At 59.6% G+C, this 14,286-nt stretch carries 16 protein-coding genes; 11 read left to right on the top strand and 5 right to left on the bottom strand.

All coding sequences use genetic code 11. The features are described 5' to 3' along the window. The first annotated feature begins 68 nt into the window (after positions 1-68). Positions 69-938 carry a glycine betaine ABC transporter substrate-binding protein gene (locus tag HSDC_RS05560; RefSeq protein WP_064698953.1) on the top strand — a complete coding sequence of 290 codons (870 nt, stop codon included), beginning with the start codon at positions 69-71 and terminating at the stop codon, positions 936-938. Positions 939-1,085: 147 nt separating this feature from the next. On the opposite strand, the gene map is transcribed toward HSDC_RS05560, so the two are convergent. Together map and HSDC_RS05570 are read right to left on the bottom strand one after the other, a co-directional pair. After that, positions 1,086-1,874: a type I methionyl aminopeptidase gene (map, locus tag HSDC_RS05565; RefSeq protein ID WP_064698954.1), complete on the bottom strand. Its 789-nt coding sequence runs from the start codon at positions 1,872-1,874 to the stop codon at positions 1,086-1,088. Beyond that, on the bottom strand, positions 1,867-2,127 hold the full coding sequence (locus HSDC_RS05570; protein WP_064698955.1) for a ParD-like family protein: 261 nt from the start codon (positions 2,125-2,127) through the stop codon (positions 1,867-1,869). The genes map and HSDC_RS05570 overlap by 8 nt, the downstream gene beginning before the upstream one ends. A 375-nt stretch (positions 2,128-2,502) precedes the next feature. Here HSDC_RS05570 and HSDC_RS05575 point away from each other — a divergent pair, with 375 nt between their 5' ends. From HSDC_RS05575 to HSDC_RS05585, 3 genes are all read left to right on the top strand, one after another. Further along, positions 2,503-3,087, top strand: a complete 585-nt coding sequence (locus tag HSDC_RS05575; RefSeq protein WP_064698956.1) for a TetR/AcrR family transcriptional regulator — start codon at positions 2,503-2,505, stop codon at positions 3,085-3,087. Between the two features lie 72 nt (positions 3,088-3,159). Then, the gene (locus HSDC_RS05580) at positions 3,160-4,554 is read left to right on the top strand and encodes a sodium:solute symporter family protein (protein WP_211612805.1); all 1,395 of its coding nucleotides are present in this window, start codon (positions 3,160-3,162) and stop codon (positions 4,552-4,554) included. 10 nt (positions 4,555-4,564) lie between these two features. After that, positions 4,565-5,779: a metal-dependent hydrolase family protein gene (locus HSDC_RS05585; RefSeq protein ID WP_064698958.1), complete on the top strand. Its 1,215-nt coding sequence runs from the start codon at positions 4,565-4,567 to the stop codon at positions 5,777-5,779. 167 nt (positions 5,780-5,946) lie between these two features. Here HSDC_RS05585 and HSDC_RS05590 read toward each other — a convergent pair whose 3' ends face one another. After that, positions 5,947-6,582, bottom strand: a complete 636-nt coding sequence (locus HSDC_RS05590; protein ID WP_064698959.1) for an OmpW/AlkL family protein — start codon at positions 6,580-6,582, stop codon at positions 5,947-5,949. 207 nt (positions 6,583-6,789) lie between these two features. On the opposite strand from HSDC_RS05590, the gene HSDC_RS05595 reads away from it, so the two are divergent. From HSDC_RS05595 to HSDC_RS05615, 5 genes are all read left to right on the top strand, one after another. Then, complete coding sequence (locus HSDC_RS05595) at positions 6,790-7,440, top strand: glutathione S-transferase family protein (RefSeq protein ID WP_082919958.1); 651 nt, start codon at positions 6,790-6,792, stop codon at positions 7,438-7,440. Positions 7,441-7,537: 97 nt separating this feature from the next. Continuing rightward, the gene (gene nfsA, locus HSDC_RS05600; RefSeq protein ID WP_064698960.1) at positions 7,538-8,269 is read left to right on the top strand and encodes an oxygen-insensitive NADPH nitroreductase; all 732 of its coding nucleotides are present in this window, start codon (positions 7,538-7,540) and stop codon (positions 8,267-8,269) included. A gap of 215 nt (positions 8,270-8,484) precedes the next feature. Beyond that, entirely contained in the window at positions 8,485-9,309 is an 825-nt protein-coding gene (locus tag HSDC_RS05605) for an SDR family oxidoreductase (RefSeq protein WP_244534472.1), read from the top strand. Positions 9,310-9,404: 95 nt separating this feature from the next. Next, on the top strand, positions 9,405-10,430 hold the full coding sequence (locus HSDC_RS05610; protein ID WP_064698962.1) for a MerR family transcriptional regulator: 1,026 nt from the start codon (positions 9,405-9,407) through the stop codon (positions 10,428-10,430). Between the two features lie 228 nt (positions 10,431-10,658). After that, a complete protein-coding gene (locus HSDC_RS05615; protein ID WP_064698963.1) occupies positions 10,659-11,009 on the top strand; it encodes a VOC family protein in 351 nt (116 codons plus the stop codon). A gap of 100 nt (positions 11,010-11,109) precedes the next feature. On the opposite strand, the gene HSDC_RS05620 is transcribed toward HSDC_RS05615, so the two are convergent. Further along, entirely contained in the window at positions 11,110-11,604 is a 495-nt protein-coding gene (locus tag HSDC_RS05620) for a DUF2938 domain-containing protein (protein WP_064698964.1), read from the bottom strand. Between the two features lie 176 nt (positions 11,605-11,780). Between HSDC_RS05620 and HSDC_RS05625 the strand changes: the two genes are divergently transcribed. Both HSDC_RS05625 and HSDC_RS05630 read left to right on the top strand, forming a co-directional pair. Next, positions 11,781-12,203 carry a helix-turn-helix domain-containing protein gene (locus HSDC_RS05625; RefSeq protein WP_064698965.1) on the top strand — a complete coding sequence of 141 codons (423 nt, stop codon included), beginning with the start codon at positions 11,781-11,783 and terminating at the stop codon, positions 12,201-12,203. A 133-nt stretch (positions 12,204-12,336) separates the two neighbouring features. Further along, positions 12,337-13,161 (top strand): inositol monophosphatase family protein, encoded by an 825-nt coding sequence (locus HSDC_RS05630; protein WP_064698966.1) that lies wholly within the window; start codon positions 12,337-12,339, stop codon positions 13,159-13,161. Here HSDC_RS05630 and HSDC_RS05635 read toward each other — a convergent pair. Next, positions 13,133-14,128 (bottom strand): ion transporter, encoded by a 996-nt coding sequence (locus tag HSDC_RS05635; protein WP_064698967.1) that lies wholly within the window; start codon positions 14,126-14,128, stop codon positions 13,133-13,135. The two genes, HSDC_RS05630 and HSDC_RS05635, sit on opposite strands and share 29 nt — an antisense overlap. Positions 14,129-14,286 lie beyond the last annotated feature (158 nt).

Raw genomic sequence — 14,286 nt, forward strand, 5'->3', positions numbered from 1 at the left:
GGGAAGGGCACAGACCTTGTTACTATCGAGCATCGATAACATAACGCGAGAACGGGGAGACCTCTCAAATGAAGAAAGCCTCATCCGCATTGCTGGCTCTTGCCCTCATCCCGGCGAGCCAGGCCCTCATGGCACAGGACAAGGAACTGGTCATCGGCACCAATAACTGGGCCGAGAATATCGCCGTCGCCAATATGTGGAAGATTCTGCTGGAGGACGAGTACGGTTACGACGTCAAACTCTCCAATGTCAGCAAGAATGCGCTCTACACGGCCATGTCCCAGGGTGACATCGATATCTCCATGGAGATCTGGCTGCCGATCACCGACAAGCCCTTCCTCGAACCCTACAAGGACGAGCTCCAGGTGCACGATGCCTGGTACGAGGGCACCGGGCTGGGGCTGGTCGTGCCCAGCTACGTCGATATCGACACCATTCCGGAACTCAAGGAACGTGCGGATGACTTCGAGTATCAAGGCAGTCCCTCGATCCTGGGCATCGACAGTGGCTCCGCGATCGCCGGTTTGACCGACGACGCCATCGAGCAGTACGAACTGCCGCTGTCGCAGGTCAACAGCTCAGGCCCCGCCATGATGGCGGCCCTCGACGGTGCCTACGCAAGCGAGGAACCCATCGTCGTGACCCTGTGGAGCCCGCACTGGGCCTTCGCCGAATATGATCTCAAGTATCTCGAGGATCCCGAGGGCGCCTATGGCGAGAACGAAACCATCTACTGGTTCTCGCGCGGCGACTTCGCCGGCGATGATCCCTGGCTGACCGAGGTGCTGAATGCCTGGAAAATGGACGACGACAGCCTCGGTGGACTCATGGCGACCATTGAGGAAGTCGGTGACCCCGAGGAAGGCGCCCAGCAGTGGATCGACAACCACCGCGACACCATTGATCCGTGGCTGGCTGCGGGCGAGGCAGCCGAGTGACCGATGTCACCGAGCAAGCCGCCGGTGGCTCGCCAGCCCAGTGGGCACCGAAGCCCGTGAGGCATGAATGTCCACCGTACTCGCAGGACCGCGTCAGGGCGTGGTCCTGCTTCAGGGGATCGATCATGGCCGGCACTCGGCCCCATTTTATATGGCAGGGTAGTCTTCGGGATGGTCGGGCCAGGACGTCAGAACCTCGAAACCTTCCTCGGTGACGGCCACCATGTGCTCCCATTGAGCCGATAGGGAGCGGTCCTTCGTGATGACTGTCCAGTCATCGCTCAACGTTCTCACGAAACGTTTTCCCGCATTGATCATGGGTTCGATGGTAAAGATCATGCCGGGCCTGAGTTGCAGTCCCTCTCCTGGCTGCCCGTAATGCAGAATCTGCGGCTCATCGTGGTAGACCCGGCCGATGCCGTGCCCGCAATACTCTTGAACGACGCTATAACCGTTCCGGTGGGCAACGGTTTGAATGGCGTGCCCGATATCTCCGAGCGTCGCGTCGGGGCGCACGGCGTGAATACCGGCACGCATGGCGTCATAGGTCGTTTTCACCAAGTGCCGTGCCTTGGTGCTGGGCGTGCCAACGAAGTACATGCGACTCGTATCGCCATACCAGTCGTCTTTGATCAGCGCGACATCGATGTTGACGATGTCGCCATCCTTCAACGCCTTGTCCGAGGGTATGCCGTGACACACCACATGATTGATAGAGGTGCAGATTGTCTTCGTGAAGCCTTGATAGCCCACGTTAGCCGGAATGGCTTGTTGCACGTTGACGATGTAATCGTTGCAGATCCGGTCAAGTTCGTCGGTCGTGACCCCCGGCTGAACATAAGGCGCAATCATGGTGAGCACTTCAGCGGCCAGCTTTCCGGCAGTACGGGACATGGCCAGGTCGGTAGGCGTGTGGATCGTGATCTCGCTACCCATGGGAAGCCGCCTCTTCGTCATGGGCCTGTGCAAGGCCCTTGGCGCCGGCAATTGCTTGTAAATCCAGCCCGCCTGCCTGTTCAGCGCGGATCAGCAAGCGACTGAGTTCGCTATGATCCAGATCCGGATGTAGCTCAGCCAGCATGCCGATGCGCATCCAATGCTCGGCTTGGGCATTGATCGACCGGCTAAGCGCGTGACTGGTGAGGCGTAGAACCTCATGCATGTCCTCGGAAATTTTCACGATCCCCATGACGACCTCACTTATATATGATTCGTATATGTTTCGTATGCTATGAAAGGCGTGGCCATTTGGCAACTCATGAGCTCCGCAAGACAAGGGGCCGTGGTTGAACATGGAGCACGGTATTGTCCAGCCAGGGCTGCCTTGGCTGTAAGCGTATAGCGTTACGTCCCGGCTTATGGTCCTCGGTGGCACTGATAAAGGCTTGAGGTCGCTTAGGCTTAGCAGCACCTGCTGGCCAGCCTGGGTGGCATAGGGGCCACTGCTGAAGGGTGGGTGAAACCGTGACTTTCAATAATAAAACCGACTTGACGGTTTGTTTTTTGCGATGCTATCTGTGTGAGAGGCCATACAACAACAAGCGCCAACGAAGAGACCATCATCATGAAGTGGCAGCAACGCAAAAGCTGGGAAACACGCCGTAAGCTACTGAATGCCGCGCTGATCTGCCTGGAACGCGATGGGTTTCACAGCTTCCGGCTGGATCGCGTCGCCGGCGAGGCCGGTGTATCGAAAGGGGCCTTGACGCACCACTTTGCCAACAAGGACGACCTGTTGGTCCATGCCATCGAGAAGGTGCTGGATGAGTTCGTTGAGGCATTGGCTTGCGGTGCCGATGAGTTTCACGACGGTCATCTGACGCTGGATGGGTTTCTCGATCTGGTGTGGCATTACATGAGCGGTCAGTTATATATGGTGACGCTCGAAATTGCCCTGAAGGCACGCCACGAGCCGGATTTCAAGAATCTGTTGACGCCCCAGGTGCGGCGCTTCCATTCACGCATCGATGATATCTGGGAACGGCTGTTTCCCCATCTTCCTCCCGAGAGATCCCGTCATTTGATGAATCTTTCCATGAACCTGCTTCGTGGCATGGGGACGCAGAGCGTGTTCCGAGAAGATTCTCAATATTTCAACGAACTATTGAACAGTTGGAAAGCCATTCTGCGACAGGAAGTCGCTTCCTGAGCGTGACGGTGCTCTATCACTCTTCCGTGCGCCATCTCCTACCCATAACAATCTCAATCAGGAATCGAAGTCATGCATGAAACTATATTGATTGCTTATCTGATCTTGATGGTCCTGGCAGGCATCTATTTCTCGAAGCGCAAAGTCCGTGATGATGCCGACTTCCTTGTAGCGGGGCGCTCGCTGCCTTTCTTCGTCGTAACGGGGACGCTACTTGCCACCTTTGTCGGTTCTGGATCGGTGATTGGCGGTGCGAGCTTTGTCTTCCAGAACGGTCCGGGGGCCGCGATTTTCTTTTTCGCCGGCACGCCCATCGGGGCGTTCATCATGTACTGGTTCCTGGCCAGGCGTATCCGTGACTCCGAGGCGACGACCATTCCCGAGTTGATTGAGAGCCGGTACGGAAGCTTGGCGCGTACGGTCGCTTCACTGATCATCCTGCTGGCCTACATCGGTATCGTTTCCTATCAGTTTCTGGGTGGTGGCTATGCGCTCAACATTGCCTTCGGCCTGCCGACCTGGCAGGGCACACTGATATCGGCAGGCATCATTACCCTGCTTGCCATGCTGGGTGGGCTGGTGTCGGTTGCCTACACAGATTTCATCAGCGCGATCATCATTTTTGTCAGCATGTTGATCGGTGTACCGATTGTCTTGAGCGAACTTGGTGGGTTCTCGGGCATGCTGGCGGCCTTGCCGAGCGAACAACGTACCCTGACCGGGGGGCTCAGTGCATGGCAGGCAATCAGCTATTTCCTGCCCTTGTTTCTCCTGCTGCTTGGTGATCAGAATCTCTTCCAGCGTTTTGCCGCGGCCAGGGACTCAGGCACGGCTCGCCGTTCGGCGATGGGATTCATGGTCACGGGGTTTGTCTGCATCGTGCTTATCGTCCTCTTGGTCAGTAGCACACGCGTGTTATTCCCCGATATCAATCCTGACACCGCCATGCTGGTCATGGCACAGCAAGGATTGCCGAGCGTGCTGGGCGCATTGCTGCTGTCTTCGGTCGTGGCCCTCATCCTGACGACGGGGAATTCCTATTTGCTCTCGTCTTCGGCCAATCTGACACAGGATATCATCACCGGCCTGTTCAAGGTCTCGATCCCGGCAGCGAAACGCCTGATCTTCAATCGAATCAGTGTTACGGCGCTGGGGATTGTCGCTTATATCCTGGGTGCGTTTTTCCCCAGTGTTCTGGCCATCCAGATGTACTCGTACGGCATGTACGGGGCGGCCATCACCCCGGCCTTGCTCGCCGCCCTGCTATGGAAGCGTGCCACGCCTTCAGGAGGGCTGGCCGGCATGCTCACCGGTGGTGCGGTCACGCTGATCTGGGAGATCGGCCTGAGCAAACCGCTCGAGTGGAACAGCGTGCTGGTCGCCATGCCATTGGCCACGTTCGCGCTCGTTGTTGTCAGCCTGTTGACACAACCCGCATCGAGCCACACGCAAACCACACGAGGATAAGGAGTTCTGCATGCTGATCATCAAGAATTGCCGACTTTTCGATGGTCTCAGCGAGACCGTCAAGGACGACCAGAGCGTTGTGATCGAAGACGGCCGCATCAGTCACATCGTCGACGGTGTCGAGAGCTCGGCCCACGCTGATGTGATCGATGCCGCCGGAGCGACGCTGACACCTGGGTTGATCGATGCACACGTGCATGTTCTTGCGGCATCGGCGAGTCTCAAGCAGGTCGACTTGATGGCGCCTTCCTATGTCGCACAGTTTGCGCATCATTCACTGCGCGCCATGTTAAGGCGGGGGTTCACCAGTGTCCGGGACGCAGCGGGGGCTGATTACGGGCTGGCACAAGCCGTTGAAGAAGGGCTGATCGATGGTCCCCGGCTCTTTTACTGTGGCAAGGCCTTGAGCCAGACCGGAGGGCATGGTGACTGGACGCCATTCGAGGGTGGATGCCTCTGTGGTTGCGGGGCCTCAACGAGTATTTCCCGCATCGCCGATGGCGTGGAAAACGTGCAGCACGCCGCTCGGGACGAGCTGCGCAAGGGAGCCAACCATATCAAGATCATGGCTGGCGGCGGCGTGGCCTCACCCTCTGATCCGATAGATGTGTTGCAATACACGGAAGACGAGATCCGGGCGATCGTCTGGGAAGCGAAGGCATGGGGCAAATATTGTCTGGCGCATGCCTATATTCCTGAAGCCATCTCGCGTTGCCTGGAATACGGGGTGCGCTCGATAGAGCATGCCAATCTGATCGACAAGTCGGCTTGTGAGCTGGCCAAGCAACGTGAAGCCTTTATTGTGCCCACGGTCAGCACGTACGAGGCACTGGCCAAGTATGGAAAGGAGATGGGATTACCTGCGGTTAGCTGCGCCAAGGTAGAAGATGTTCGCCAACAAGGTCTGGATGCCCTGGAGCTCCTCCGGGATAGCGGCGTTCAGGTCGGCTTGGGCAGTGACTTGCTCGGTGAGATGCAACGTTATCAAATGCGCGAATTCATGTTGCGCGGAGAAACCTTTTCGCCCATTGAAGTGCTCAAGCAGGCGACCTCAAACAATGCTCGCCTGCTTGACCGTGAAGGAGAGATTGGCGTGATACGCCCTGGGGCACTGGCTGACCTGGCCCTGTGGGAAGGGCAGCCCGATGAGGACCTCGGAGTGCTCGAGTATCCGGAAAAGACGCTCAAGGCCGTCTTCAAGGAAGGGCGACAGATCACCTGGTAATCCATCGCCCCTGTGACGAAAGGTTCAGCATTCCATGAGCCAGCATTATCTCCAGGTTGATTGTGGAGATGGTCAGAGAAGAAACTATAAGGTTGATGGATGACTGGATAATAAAAACCGAGCCATTGGGCTCGGTTTTTTTAATGCTTCAGGCACTGCCATGACCTTCAGAATCGATAGCTGATTCCACCCATGACCACCAGGGGATCGATATCGACCGTGGTGTCGTAACTTGAGCCGCCGATGGTTGCCGTGGCATCCGTGTCGATATCCAGATACCAGGCGGCGGCATTGAGCGCCCAGTGATCGTCGAGCAGCAGGTCAACGCCGAGCTGAGCGGCAACGCCCCAGGAATCATCCAGCTCCAGGTTGCCGCCGTTGACGTGTTCATCGGAAAAGTGGGTGTAATTGACCCCAACGCCCGCATAGGGTTGAACCGGTGATGTCGTGCCACCCAAAGGATAGTATTGAACGGTCAAGGTGGGTGGCAGGTGCTTGGTCGAGGCAATGTTGGCGCCGTCCAGCGCGATGTCATGTTCAAAGGGCTCTGCCGCGAGCAGCTCGATGCCCATCTTGTCCATGAAGCGATATCCGAGGGTAAAGGCCGCACCTCTGTCCGAGTCGACATCGACGTCGCTGACGCCAATGGAATTGAAGTTGCCGTTGTCACTCTTGGGATCGACCTTGGCAACGCCTACCCGCGTGTAAATGTCGCCCTTGCCATAAGATGCCAATGCGGAAGAGGAGAAAGCTCCACCCGCCAGGGCCAGGAAAATGGCAGATAATGCAGTAACCTTCTTCATTAGATCGACTCCCTCGAAAATGCTGGCGTCTGAACGCTGAGTGCAGAGGCCAACCTTGGCCAAACTGACATTCTCTACTTTACTTGTTTCTGATTTATCTTTCCTGAGGCAGGTTGTCGCATTGCGGGTGTCGATTCGACAGGCTCCCGTTCGACCATATCAGGCATCAAGAAACGTCACGATGTCTATCAATCGAGGGAGTTGACCATGATCCAGCTATACGGAGCACCTCCGACACGTGCCCTGCGTGTTCTTTGGTTGCTCAACGAGCTAGGCCTGGAGTACGAGATATGCCCGGTGGACCTTCTGCAAGGTGAGCACCTGCAGCGGGACTTTCGTTCCCTCAACCCGGCGGCCCGGGTTCCCGTGTTGGTCGATGGGGATCTGGTGGTGACCGAGTCGTCGGCGATCCAGCTCTACCTGGCCGAGAAACATCCCCAATCGGGGTTCATTCCCGAGACCGTGGAGGAAAGGGCCCAGATGTATCGCTGGATCTTCTTTTTGGCGACCGAAATCGAGGTCCCTCTGTGGCGCATCGCTCGCCATACCTTCCTTTATCCGGAAGATAAGCGCTTGCCTGAGGATGCCGCGCTGGCCCGGCAGGAATGCGTGGAGATGGTGGCCGTGCTCGAGCGGCACATGGCGGATCGTGATGTCATGGTGGGCAACCGGCTCAGCGTGGCCGATTTCAATGCCGCCTATACGCTGGACTGGGCGAACGAAGAGAAGATGCTTGATGAGGCGCCGAGGTTGAGAGCATACCTGACGTCGATGTATGCCCGTCCCACGGCACCGCCCACGATTGCTGAGGCGTTCAAGGCGCTGGAAAAGGGGGATGCCATCGGCGGGGCGGGGTGATCTGGCCCAGGGGCACGACATTGATGGTGGAAAATTATAAGCAGGTTAACTATATTGATGGGTTTGTCCCATTCGATTCTGCATCCTGCGAGGTCGCATGAACCCTACCATCGAGTTGATGAAGTCCCACCGTTCGATTCGCCAGTTCACCGAGCAGCGGATTCCCCGCGAGACGCTGCTCGAGCTGATCCGTGCCGGCCAGGCAGCTGCCACGTCCAGCCATGTGCAGGCCTACAGCGTCATCCACGTGAAGAACCCGAGCAATCGCGAGCGGATCGCCGAGTTGGCCGGTGGTCAGGATTATATCGTCAGTTGCTCCGACTTCCTGATGTTCTGTGCCGACATGAAGCGTCCTACCGAGGCATCCGAGCGTACAGGTGCCGCTGTCACGCGAGGGACGACCGAGCAGTTGCTGGTGGCCAGCGTCGATACGGCGCTGATGGCGCAGAACGTGGCGCTTGCCGCCGAGTCCGAGGGCCTGGGCATCTGCTACATCGGCGGTATCCGCAACAATCCGGAAGCCATCAGTGACCTGCTGCGGCTGCCGAAGCACGTGTATCCGGTGTTTGGCATGTGCCTTGGCTATCCGGCCGACGAGCCGGACATCAAGCCGCGCCTGCCGGTGGAGGCGATCCTCAAGGAAGATGTCTACGAGGACGACGAGGCGCACGTGGCCGCTTTCGATGCGTCCATGCAGCGCTATTACAGCGAACGCAAGGGAGGCAACAAGAGCTCCGACTGGTCCCGCAATCTGACACCGCTTTTCGCGACCAAGCTGCGTCCGCACATGCGGGACTTCCTGGTCGAACGTGGCTTCGAGATGAAGTGAGTCGCCAACCCCCTCCATGACCAGCGACCCGACACTCGGTTGGGACGACGTCTCCTTCCTCGTGATTCACGAACCAGTCGCTCAGCTCGGCGCTCGCTTCAACGGGTCGTCGAGCATACGTCGTGCATGACCCACCCGATTGCGATTCGAGCACAAGAAACGGAGTGCTCGAATCTGCTCTCTCCACGAGAGTTGGCATGGGAGGCGCAAGGTGGATGGCGAGTGCGTCGCATCACCGGTTCCTCATGCCATCGGAAAAGGGGAAAATCATGCAGACACTTCGGCAAAAGGTCGCCATCGTCACGGGAGCCAGCTCCGGCATCGGTCGTGCCACGGCGTTGCTGTTCGCCAGCGAAGGGGCGAGGGTCGTCCTCGGCGCTCGGCGTCAGTCAGAACTCGATGGGGTCGTGGAGGACATCAGGGCATTGGGCGGTGACGCCATTGCCGTGGTGGGGGATGTCCGGGAAGAAGCGCACGCCAAGGCGCTGGTCAACACAGCCGTCGGCCGCTTCGGCGGCCTCGACATTGCCTTCAACAATGCTGGCGTGATCGGGCGAATGGCGCCCGCCTCCGAGCTGACGCGCGAGGAGTGGAGTCAGGTGATCGAAACGAACCTCACCGGAGCGTTTCTGGGCGCCAGACACCAGGTGCCGGCGCTGCTTGAGCGAGGCGGTGGCTCGCTGATCTTCACCTCGAGCTTCGTTGGCTACACGGCCAGCATACCCGGTATGTCGGCCTATGCGGCGAGCAAGGCCGGGCTCATCGGATTGGCCAAAACGCTGGCCGTCGAGCACGGTGCGCAGGGCCTGCGGGTCAACGCCCTCCTTCCGGGCGGGGCGGATACGCCTGCCAACATGGTGAACGCACCGGATGCGACGCAGGAGGTACGGGACTTCGTCGAAGGACTGCATGCCCTCAAGCGGATCGCCAGCCCCGAGGAAATCGCCAAGGCCGTGCTATTCCTGGCCTCCGAGGCCTCGAGTTTCGTGAGTGGCAGCGCGATGCTCGTGGACGGCGGATTATCCATCAACAGGACCTGAGTATGCGCGTTGCGAGCTTTTGTTACGGGGCATTTGACCCTCACGCGACGTGAGGCGCCAGACTTCAGCCACGCGTGGAGGAGAGGAGATACAGCATGCTGTTACGTGTCGGTGAACTGGCCAGACGCACCGGACTGACCGTCCGGACGCTGCACCATTACGACGACATCGGCCTGCTCAAGCCCTCCACGCGTTCCGACGCCGGTTATCGGCTCTATCGACGCCAGGATGTCGCGCGCCTGCATCGCATACAGGCGCTGCGTTCCCTGGGTATGTCGCTGGCCGATATCGGCACCTTGCTCGACCAGCCGTCTCCACCGCTGTCGACCGTCATCGAGCGGCAGATGCGCCTGCTGGAACACCAGATCGTGCAGAAGACTCAGCTGCGCGACCGTCTGGCGAACCTGCATCGCCAGGTCGTGAACGGCGAGGAACCGGCAATGGACGACTGGCTGAAAACACTGGAGTTGATGACGATGTACGACCGCTACTTCTCCCCGGAGGAGCTCGATCGATTGCCGCTCTACCAGGCCGACAACGCACGCTGGGCGGAATGGCAGAACCTGGTCAAGGAAGCCGAGGCGCTGTTGCAGCAGGGCACCTCTCCCGCATCATCCGAGGCGCGGGATCTGGCGATGCGCTGGATGGCGAAACTCGAGCGCGATACCGCCGGTGACCCGGCTCTGCTCGAAAAGCTGAATGCCATGCATGCCAACGAACCCGATGCGCAGGAGCAACTGGGTATTTCCACGCGGGTGTCGGATTTCGTGATGCAGGCGTTCGCTGAGTACAAGCTGACCTTCTATCGGCGCTATCTCTCGGATGCGGAGTTCGATCTCATGCGGGAGAACTACCCGCAGTGCATGCACGAATGGCCACCCTTGATGGCCCGGTTGCGTCAGTTGCTGGAGCAGGGCACGCGCCCCGAGGAACCGGCCGCGCAGCAACTGGCCCGGGAATGGCTGGCCTTGCTGCAACGTTTTGCCGGCGACGACCCGGCCACGCACCAGAAGATCCGGCAGGCCAATGAGCAGGAACCGGCACTGAAGGACAGTACCTGGATGAATGATCGCATGAAGGACTATCTGGGCCAGGCCGTCGCGAGCCTGACGGCGGGTTGAGACCGTTATCCATGCCGCTTCGGGGCCACGTCGAGACGTGGCCCTGTTTTTTTGCGGCTCGTCATCGGGGGCGAGCTGACTGCGACCGCCCAGAGCCTAGCCGATACGCCAGTCACTCCATGAACATTGCAGGTTGCGACTACAGTGATCGACATCGGCAAGAGATTCTCGAGCGACCATCGAATGCATGAATGGAATGCACGAGAAGCCCCGCGAATGAGGTGACGCATGAAGGTCAAACGCATCATGGCCAACACGGCCACGGAAGATCTCGACAAGGCAGAAGCCTTCTATGGCCGCATCCTGGGCCTGGAGCGGCTCATGGATCATGGCTGGTTTCGTACCTACGGCTCGGACGAGCGGATGCGGGTCCAGGTGAGCTTTGGTGCCGAGGGTGGCTCGGGTACCGAGGTGCCCGACCTCTCCATCGAAGTCGATGATCTCGAGACGGCGCTGGCACGCTTCGAGGAAGCGAACGTGCCCATCGAATACGGCCCAGTCAGCGAACCCTGGGGCGTACGGCGTTTCTACGTTCGCGACCCGTTCGGCAAGCTCGTCAATATCCTGCAGCACGAGTGAGTGAAGCCGGCTTTCGGGCAGCGCATCGTCCCTCGCATGGTTTGCCTCCATGACGGTTCTCACCCGCATCGGCCGGAGCGGAGCTGATATGCGTCAGTCGTCAGCCTTGAAGCATGTGCGCGTATCCCTGGCTTGCGACCCACAAGCCAAGGCCGAAACTGGCATGTGTGAAGAGGCTGCTAAGCCTGGCGACATTCGGCCGAGGAGTCTTGCGCGCGGCTATCCCCGCCCCCAAACAAGGCTGCAGGATGAGAAAGGGGACGAGTGCCGTCAGCACACCAAACATTAGCGGCGGTAGGAGGGTCGCATGCTCGAGCCATTCCGCCCCTGCCAGACTGAGAAATACAGCAGCGAAAACGATCCCGACGAGGTAGTGTGCAGCCCACCCCAGGGCAGATTCGCCGCGAACCCGGCTGCTTTTACTGATAGGGCGGTGGACGATTGTGCCGTTGGGAAGATGCCCCAGCCAGCGTCCCACCATCGCGTAATTCAGTGAAGGAATGCTGAGCAGGCGACTTCGCAGCAGAGCGATGACATCCATAAAGATGGTCGCACCTATTCCAATGAGCACGGCATCTATCGTCAGGTCAGTCATTGCTGGGCTCCTGCTACTAGCGAGTCTTTCATTTCGAGGCACTTCAGGTCGACGTGACCTGGCCCGTGAGGGACGCGGTCATGGGTATCAGAGCTCACCATGTGATTTGATTTCCTTGGGCAGTCAAGTTGAGATCGAATAAGCTACTACTTCAAGTCAACTTGAAGACAAGTCGCATGCTGGACATTACTGAGCTTTCACGAAAAAGCGGGGTTCCCGCCTCAAAACTACGCTATTACGAGGAAGTCGGGCTTATTCGATCCGTCGGGCGGAAAGGGCTGCGTCGTGTCTTCGAACCCGATGTGTTGCCACGTCTTGCGTTGATTGCGTTGGGGCAGGCTGCGGGATTCTCATTGGCCGAGATCCGCGGAATGCTGGGACAGGGGAAGGAGCCAAGCATCGACCGAGACATGCTGGCTGCCAAGGCAGATGCTGTGGATCGCCATATCAAGGAATTGAGCGCGTTGCGTGATGGATTGCGTCATGCCGCGACCTGCACGGCTCCTAGCCATCTGGAATGCCCGACCTTTCAGCGCCTGATGAGGATCGCCTTGACGCGCCAGGGGATGCGAAAAAAGGTTCGTCCGACGCGGCAGTGAAGAAGAGACTTCTCGTGGTGAAAGCACATGCTGGCGGCCTCGCTGCCATCCCGCGGACATCTTGCGCTGCTATCGTCATGGCATTGGCGATGCATCGTCGCGTCGCGCGCTCCAGGCTTCCCCGGGAGGAATCATGCACGAGTCGTCTCTGATCGCGTCATTGCAACACGCTGCCCGCCTTGCCGGTGCGCATCTTCTCGAGGGCTACCAGGCTGCCGGTGCCATCGACTTCGAAGCCAAGGGGGTCTCCGACTTCGTGACGCACTATGACCGTGCGGCGGAGCGGATCATCATCGACTGCCTCCAGCGCGCTCATCCCGGCCTGGCCTTTCTCGGCGAGGAAAGCGGCGTGACGCCGTCCGGGGCCGGCGATACCACGGTGATCATCGATCCGTTGGATGGCACCAACAACTTCCTGCATCGGGTGCCTCACTTCTCGGTCTCCATCGCCGTGCGCCAAGGCCGTTCATTGACCCACGGCGTGGTCTATCAGCCGCTGCTGGACGAGATGTTGTGGGCGGTGGCGGGGGAAGGCGCGTATTGCAACGAGCAACGCATCGCCGCGCCGCCGGCCCGGGCCCTGCACGAAATGCTGATCGCCACTTGCCTGCCCTATCACGACAAGGGCGACTGTCCGACCAGCCTGGCCCAGTTGACGGCGCTGATGCCCCGCGTCGCCGGCATCCGTGTGCCCGGTTCGGCGGCTCTCGAGGTCGCCTATGCTGGCCTCGGCCGCTTCGATGCCTTCTGGTCCCAGGGCGCTCGGCTCGAGTTGTGGGATGTCGCCGCCGGCATCGTCATCGCCCGCGAGGCAGGTTGCACGGTCACCGATATTGCCGGTGACTCGACGCCCGACGAATGGGCCAGCCTGCTGGTGGCGCATCCCGAGCGGCACGGGGAATTGCTCGAGATACTGTCTGCCGGCGGGCTCAGTCGTACTTGTGCTGCCAGCCCTTGACCGCGATCTGCTCCTTGAGCAGTTCCAGCATGTCCACCAGCACCTGCTCGGTGATCTGCTCGGTCTGCGGGTCGGTGTGCAGCCAGGCATCGAAACCGCTCTCGGCCAGGTGCTCCACTAGGTTGGAGAACTCCTTCGACTTCAGACCCGCCAGGGCCTCGTCGACCAGTCGGCAGGCCAGGTCCGAGAATGAGGCTTCCAGTCCACGAGCCAGTTGGCTGCCCAGCGGCAGGCGCGTAATCCGCTGAAGCTCCGGACTCTCCGCCAGGGTACGGCCGACCAGCCCGCGCACATAAAGCAGCGTATCGTCACGATTGTGGGTATAGGCATCATCCGCCATGACTTCCAGGCGCTGGCTGATCTCGCGGATCAGCGCCTGCTTGCGCGGTTCCACCACGCGCTCGATCACCGGTGCCGAGAGCCCGTCGCCGGCGCGCAGTTCCTGTTGCACGTTGTCGAGCATGCGGATGGCAATGCGATCGGTGAGCTCCTCCATGAGAATGTCATAGTACTTGGCGACCACGCTGTAGAGGTACCAGCGGCGCACGTCGATCAGGCCCATGCGCTGCAGGCGGTGCAGCAGCGAGATGACGCGCAGGATACGCAGCAACCGAAAGCCACCCAGCGGGATGCAGCCGAGCACGTCGTACCAGTGCACGAAGGGGTAGAAGAACCAGCGGTGGTAGTGCCGCTCGGCGATGGCCACCGCCCAGCCCAGCAGCACGTCGAGCAGGAAGACGGCCACGAATGCCAGGTCGATGGTGAGGAAGTTGGCATGAATGTGTTCGTCGTAGGCATCGTGCAGACCGGGCGCCACGGCCTCGAAGGCGGCGTTCAGCGGCGGTAGCAGGAAGAGGCTGTCGAACAGCAGCAGCGCCAGGTTGGCGATCACCAGCACGATGATGAACAGGTCCCACACCAGGTGGGCTCGCTCCAGGGCGGGCGAGGTCGTGCGCGTCGTGGGCATCATGCCTCCTCAATATGCCGGAACGTCCTTTCCTTCCCAGCCTAGAGTGCCTCGTCCAGACGATCCACGGCGGCGGCCAGCTTCTCGTCGATGACGTGGAGATACGCCGTCCAGTCGTCGACCCCTTGTAGCTCTGCCTTGCCGTCCGAGATGCCGCG

The sequence above is a fragment of the Halomonas caseinilytica genome (genome assembly GCF_001662285.1).
Classification (GTDB): domain Bacteria; phylum Pseudomonadota; class Gammaproteobacteria; order Pseudomonadales; family Halomonadaceae; genus Halomonas; species Halomonas caseinilytica.

Bases quoted from the DNA above. Each gene is read 5' to 3' on its own strand.
- HSDC_RS05610 (WP_064698962.1), top strand. From the start codon at position 9,405: ATGCTGTTACGTGTCGGTGAACTGGCCAGACGCACCGGACTGACCGTC.
- HSDC_RS05570 (WP_064698955.1), bottom strand. From the start codon at position 2,127: ATGGGGATCGTGAAAATTTCCGAGGACATGCATGAGGTTCTACGCCTC.
- HSDC_RS05575 (WP_064698956.1), top strand. From the start codon at position 2,503: ATGAAGTGGCAGCAACGCAAAAGCTGGGAAACACGCCGTAAGCTACTG.
- HSDC_RS05590 (WP_064698959.1), bottom strand. From the start codon at position 6,582: ATGAAGAAGGTTACTGCATTATCTGCCATTTTCCTGGCCCTGGCGGGT.
- HSDC_RS05605 (WP_244534472.1), top strand. From the start codon at position 8,485: ATGGCGAGTGCGTCGCATCACCGGTTCCTCATGCCATCGGAAAAGGGG.
- HSDC_RS05630 (WP_064698966.1), top strand. From the start codon at position 12,337: ATGCACGAGTCGTCTCTGATCGCGTCATTGCAACACGCTGCCCGCCTT.
- HSDC_RS05560 (WP_064698953.1), top strand. From the start codon at position 69: ATGAAGAAAGCCTCATCCGCATTGCTGGCTCTTGCCCTCATCCCGGCG.
- nfsA (WP_064698960.1), top strand. From the start codon at position 7,538: ATGAACCCTACCATCGAGTTGATGAAGTCCCACCGTTCGATTCGCCAG.
- HSDC_RS05580 (WP_211612805.1), top strand. From the start codon at position 3,160: ATGCATGAAACTATATTGATTGCTTATCTGATCTTGATGGTCCTGGCA.
- HSDC_RS05620 (WP_064698964.1), bottom strand. From the start codon at position 11,604: ATGACTGACCTGACGATAGATGCCGTGCTCATTGGAATAGGTGCGACC.
- HSDC_RS05635 (WP_064698967.1), bottom strand. From the start codon at position 14,128: ATGCCCACGACGCGCACGACCTCGCCCGCCCTGGAGCGAGCCCACCTG.
- map (WP_064698954.1), bottom strand. From the start codon at position 1,874: ATGGGTAGCGAGATCACGATCCACACGCCTACCGACCTGGCCATGTCC.
- HSDC_RS05625 (WP_064698965.1), top strand. From the start codon at position 11,781: ATGCTGGACATTACTGAGCTTTCACGAAAAAGCGGGGTTCCCGCCTCA.
- HSDC_RS05615 (WP_064698963.1), top strand. From the start codon at position 10,659: ATGAAGGTCAAACGCATCATGGCCAACACGGCCACGGAAGATCTCGAC.
- HSDC_RS05595 (WP_082919958.1), top strand. From the start codon at position 6,790: ATGATCCAGCTATACGGAGCACCTCCGACACGTGCCCTGCGTGTTCTT.
- HSDC_RS05585 (WP_064698958.1), top strand. From the start codon at position 4,565: ATGCTGATCATCAAGAATTGCCGACTTTTCGATGGTCTCAGCGAGACC.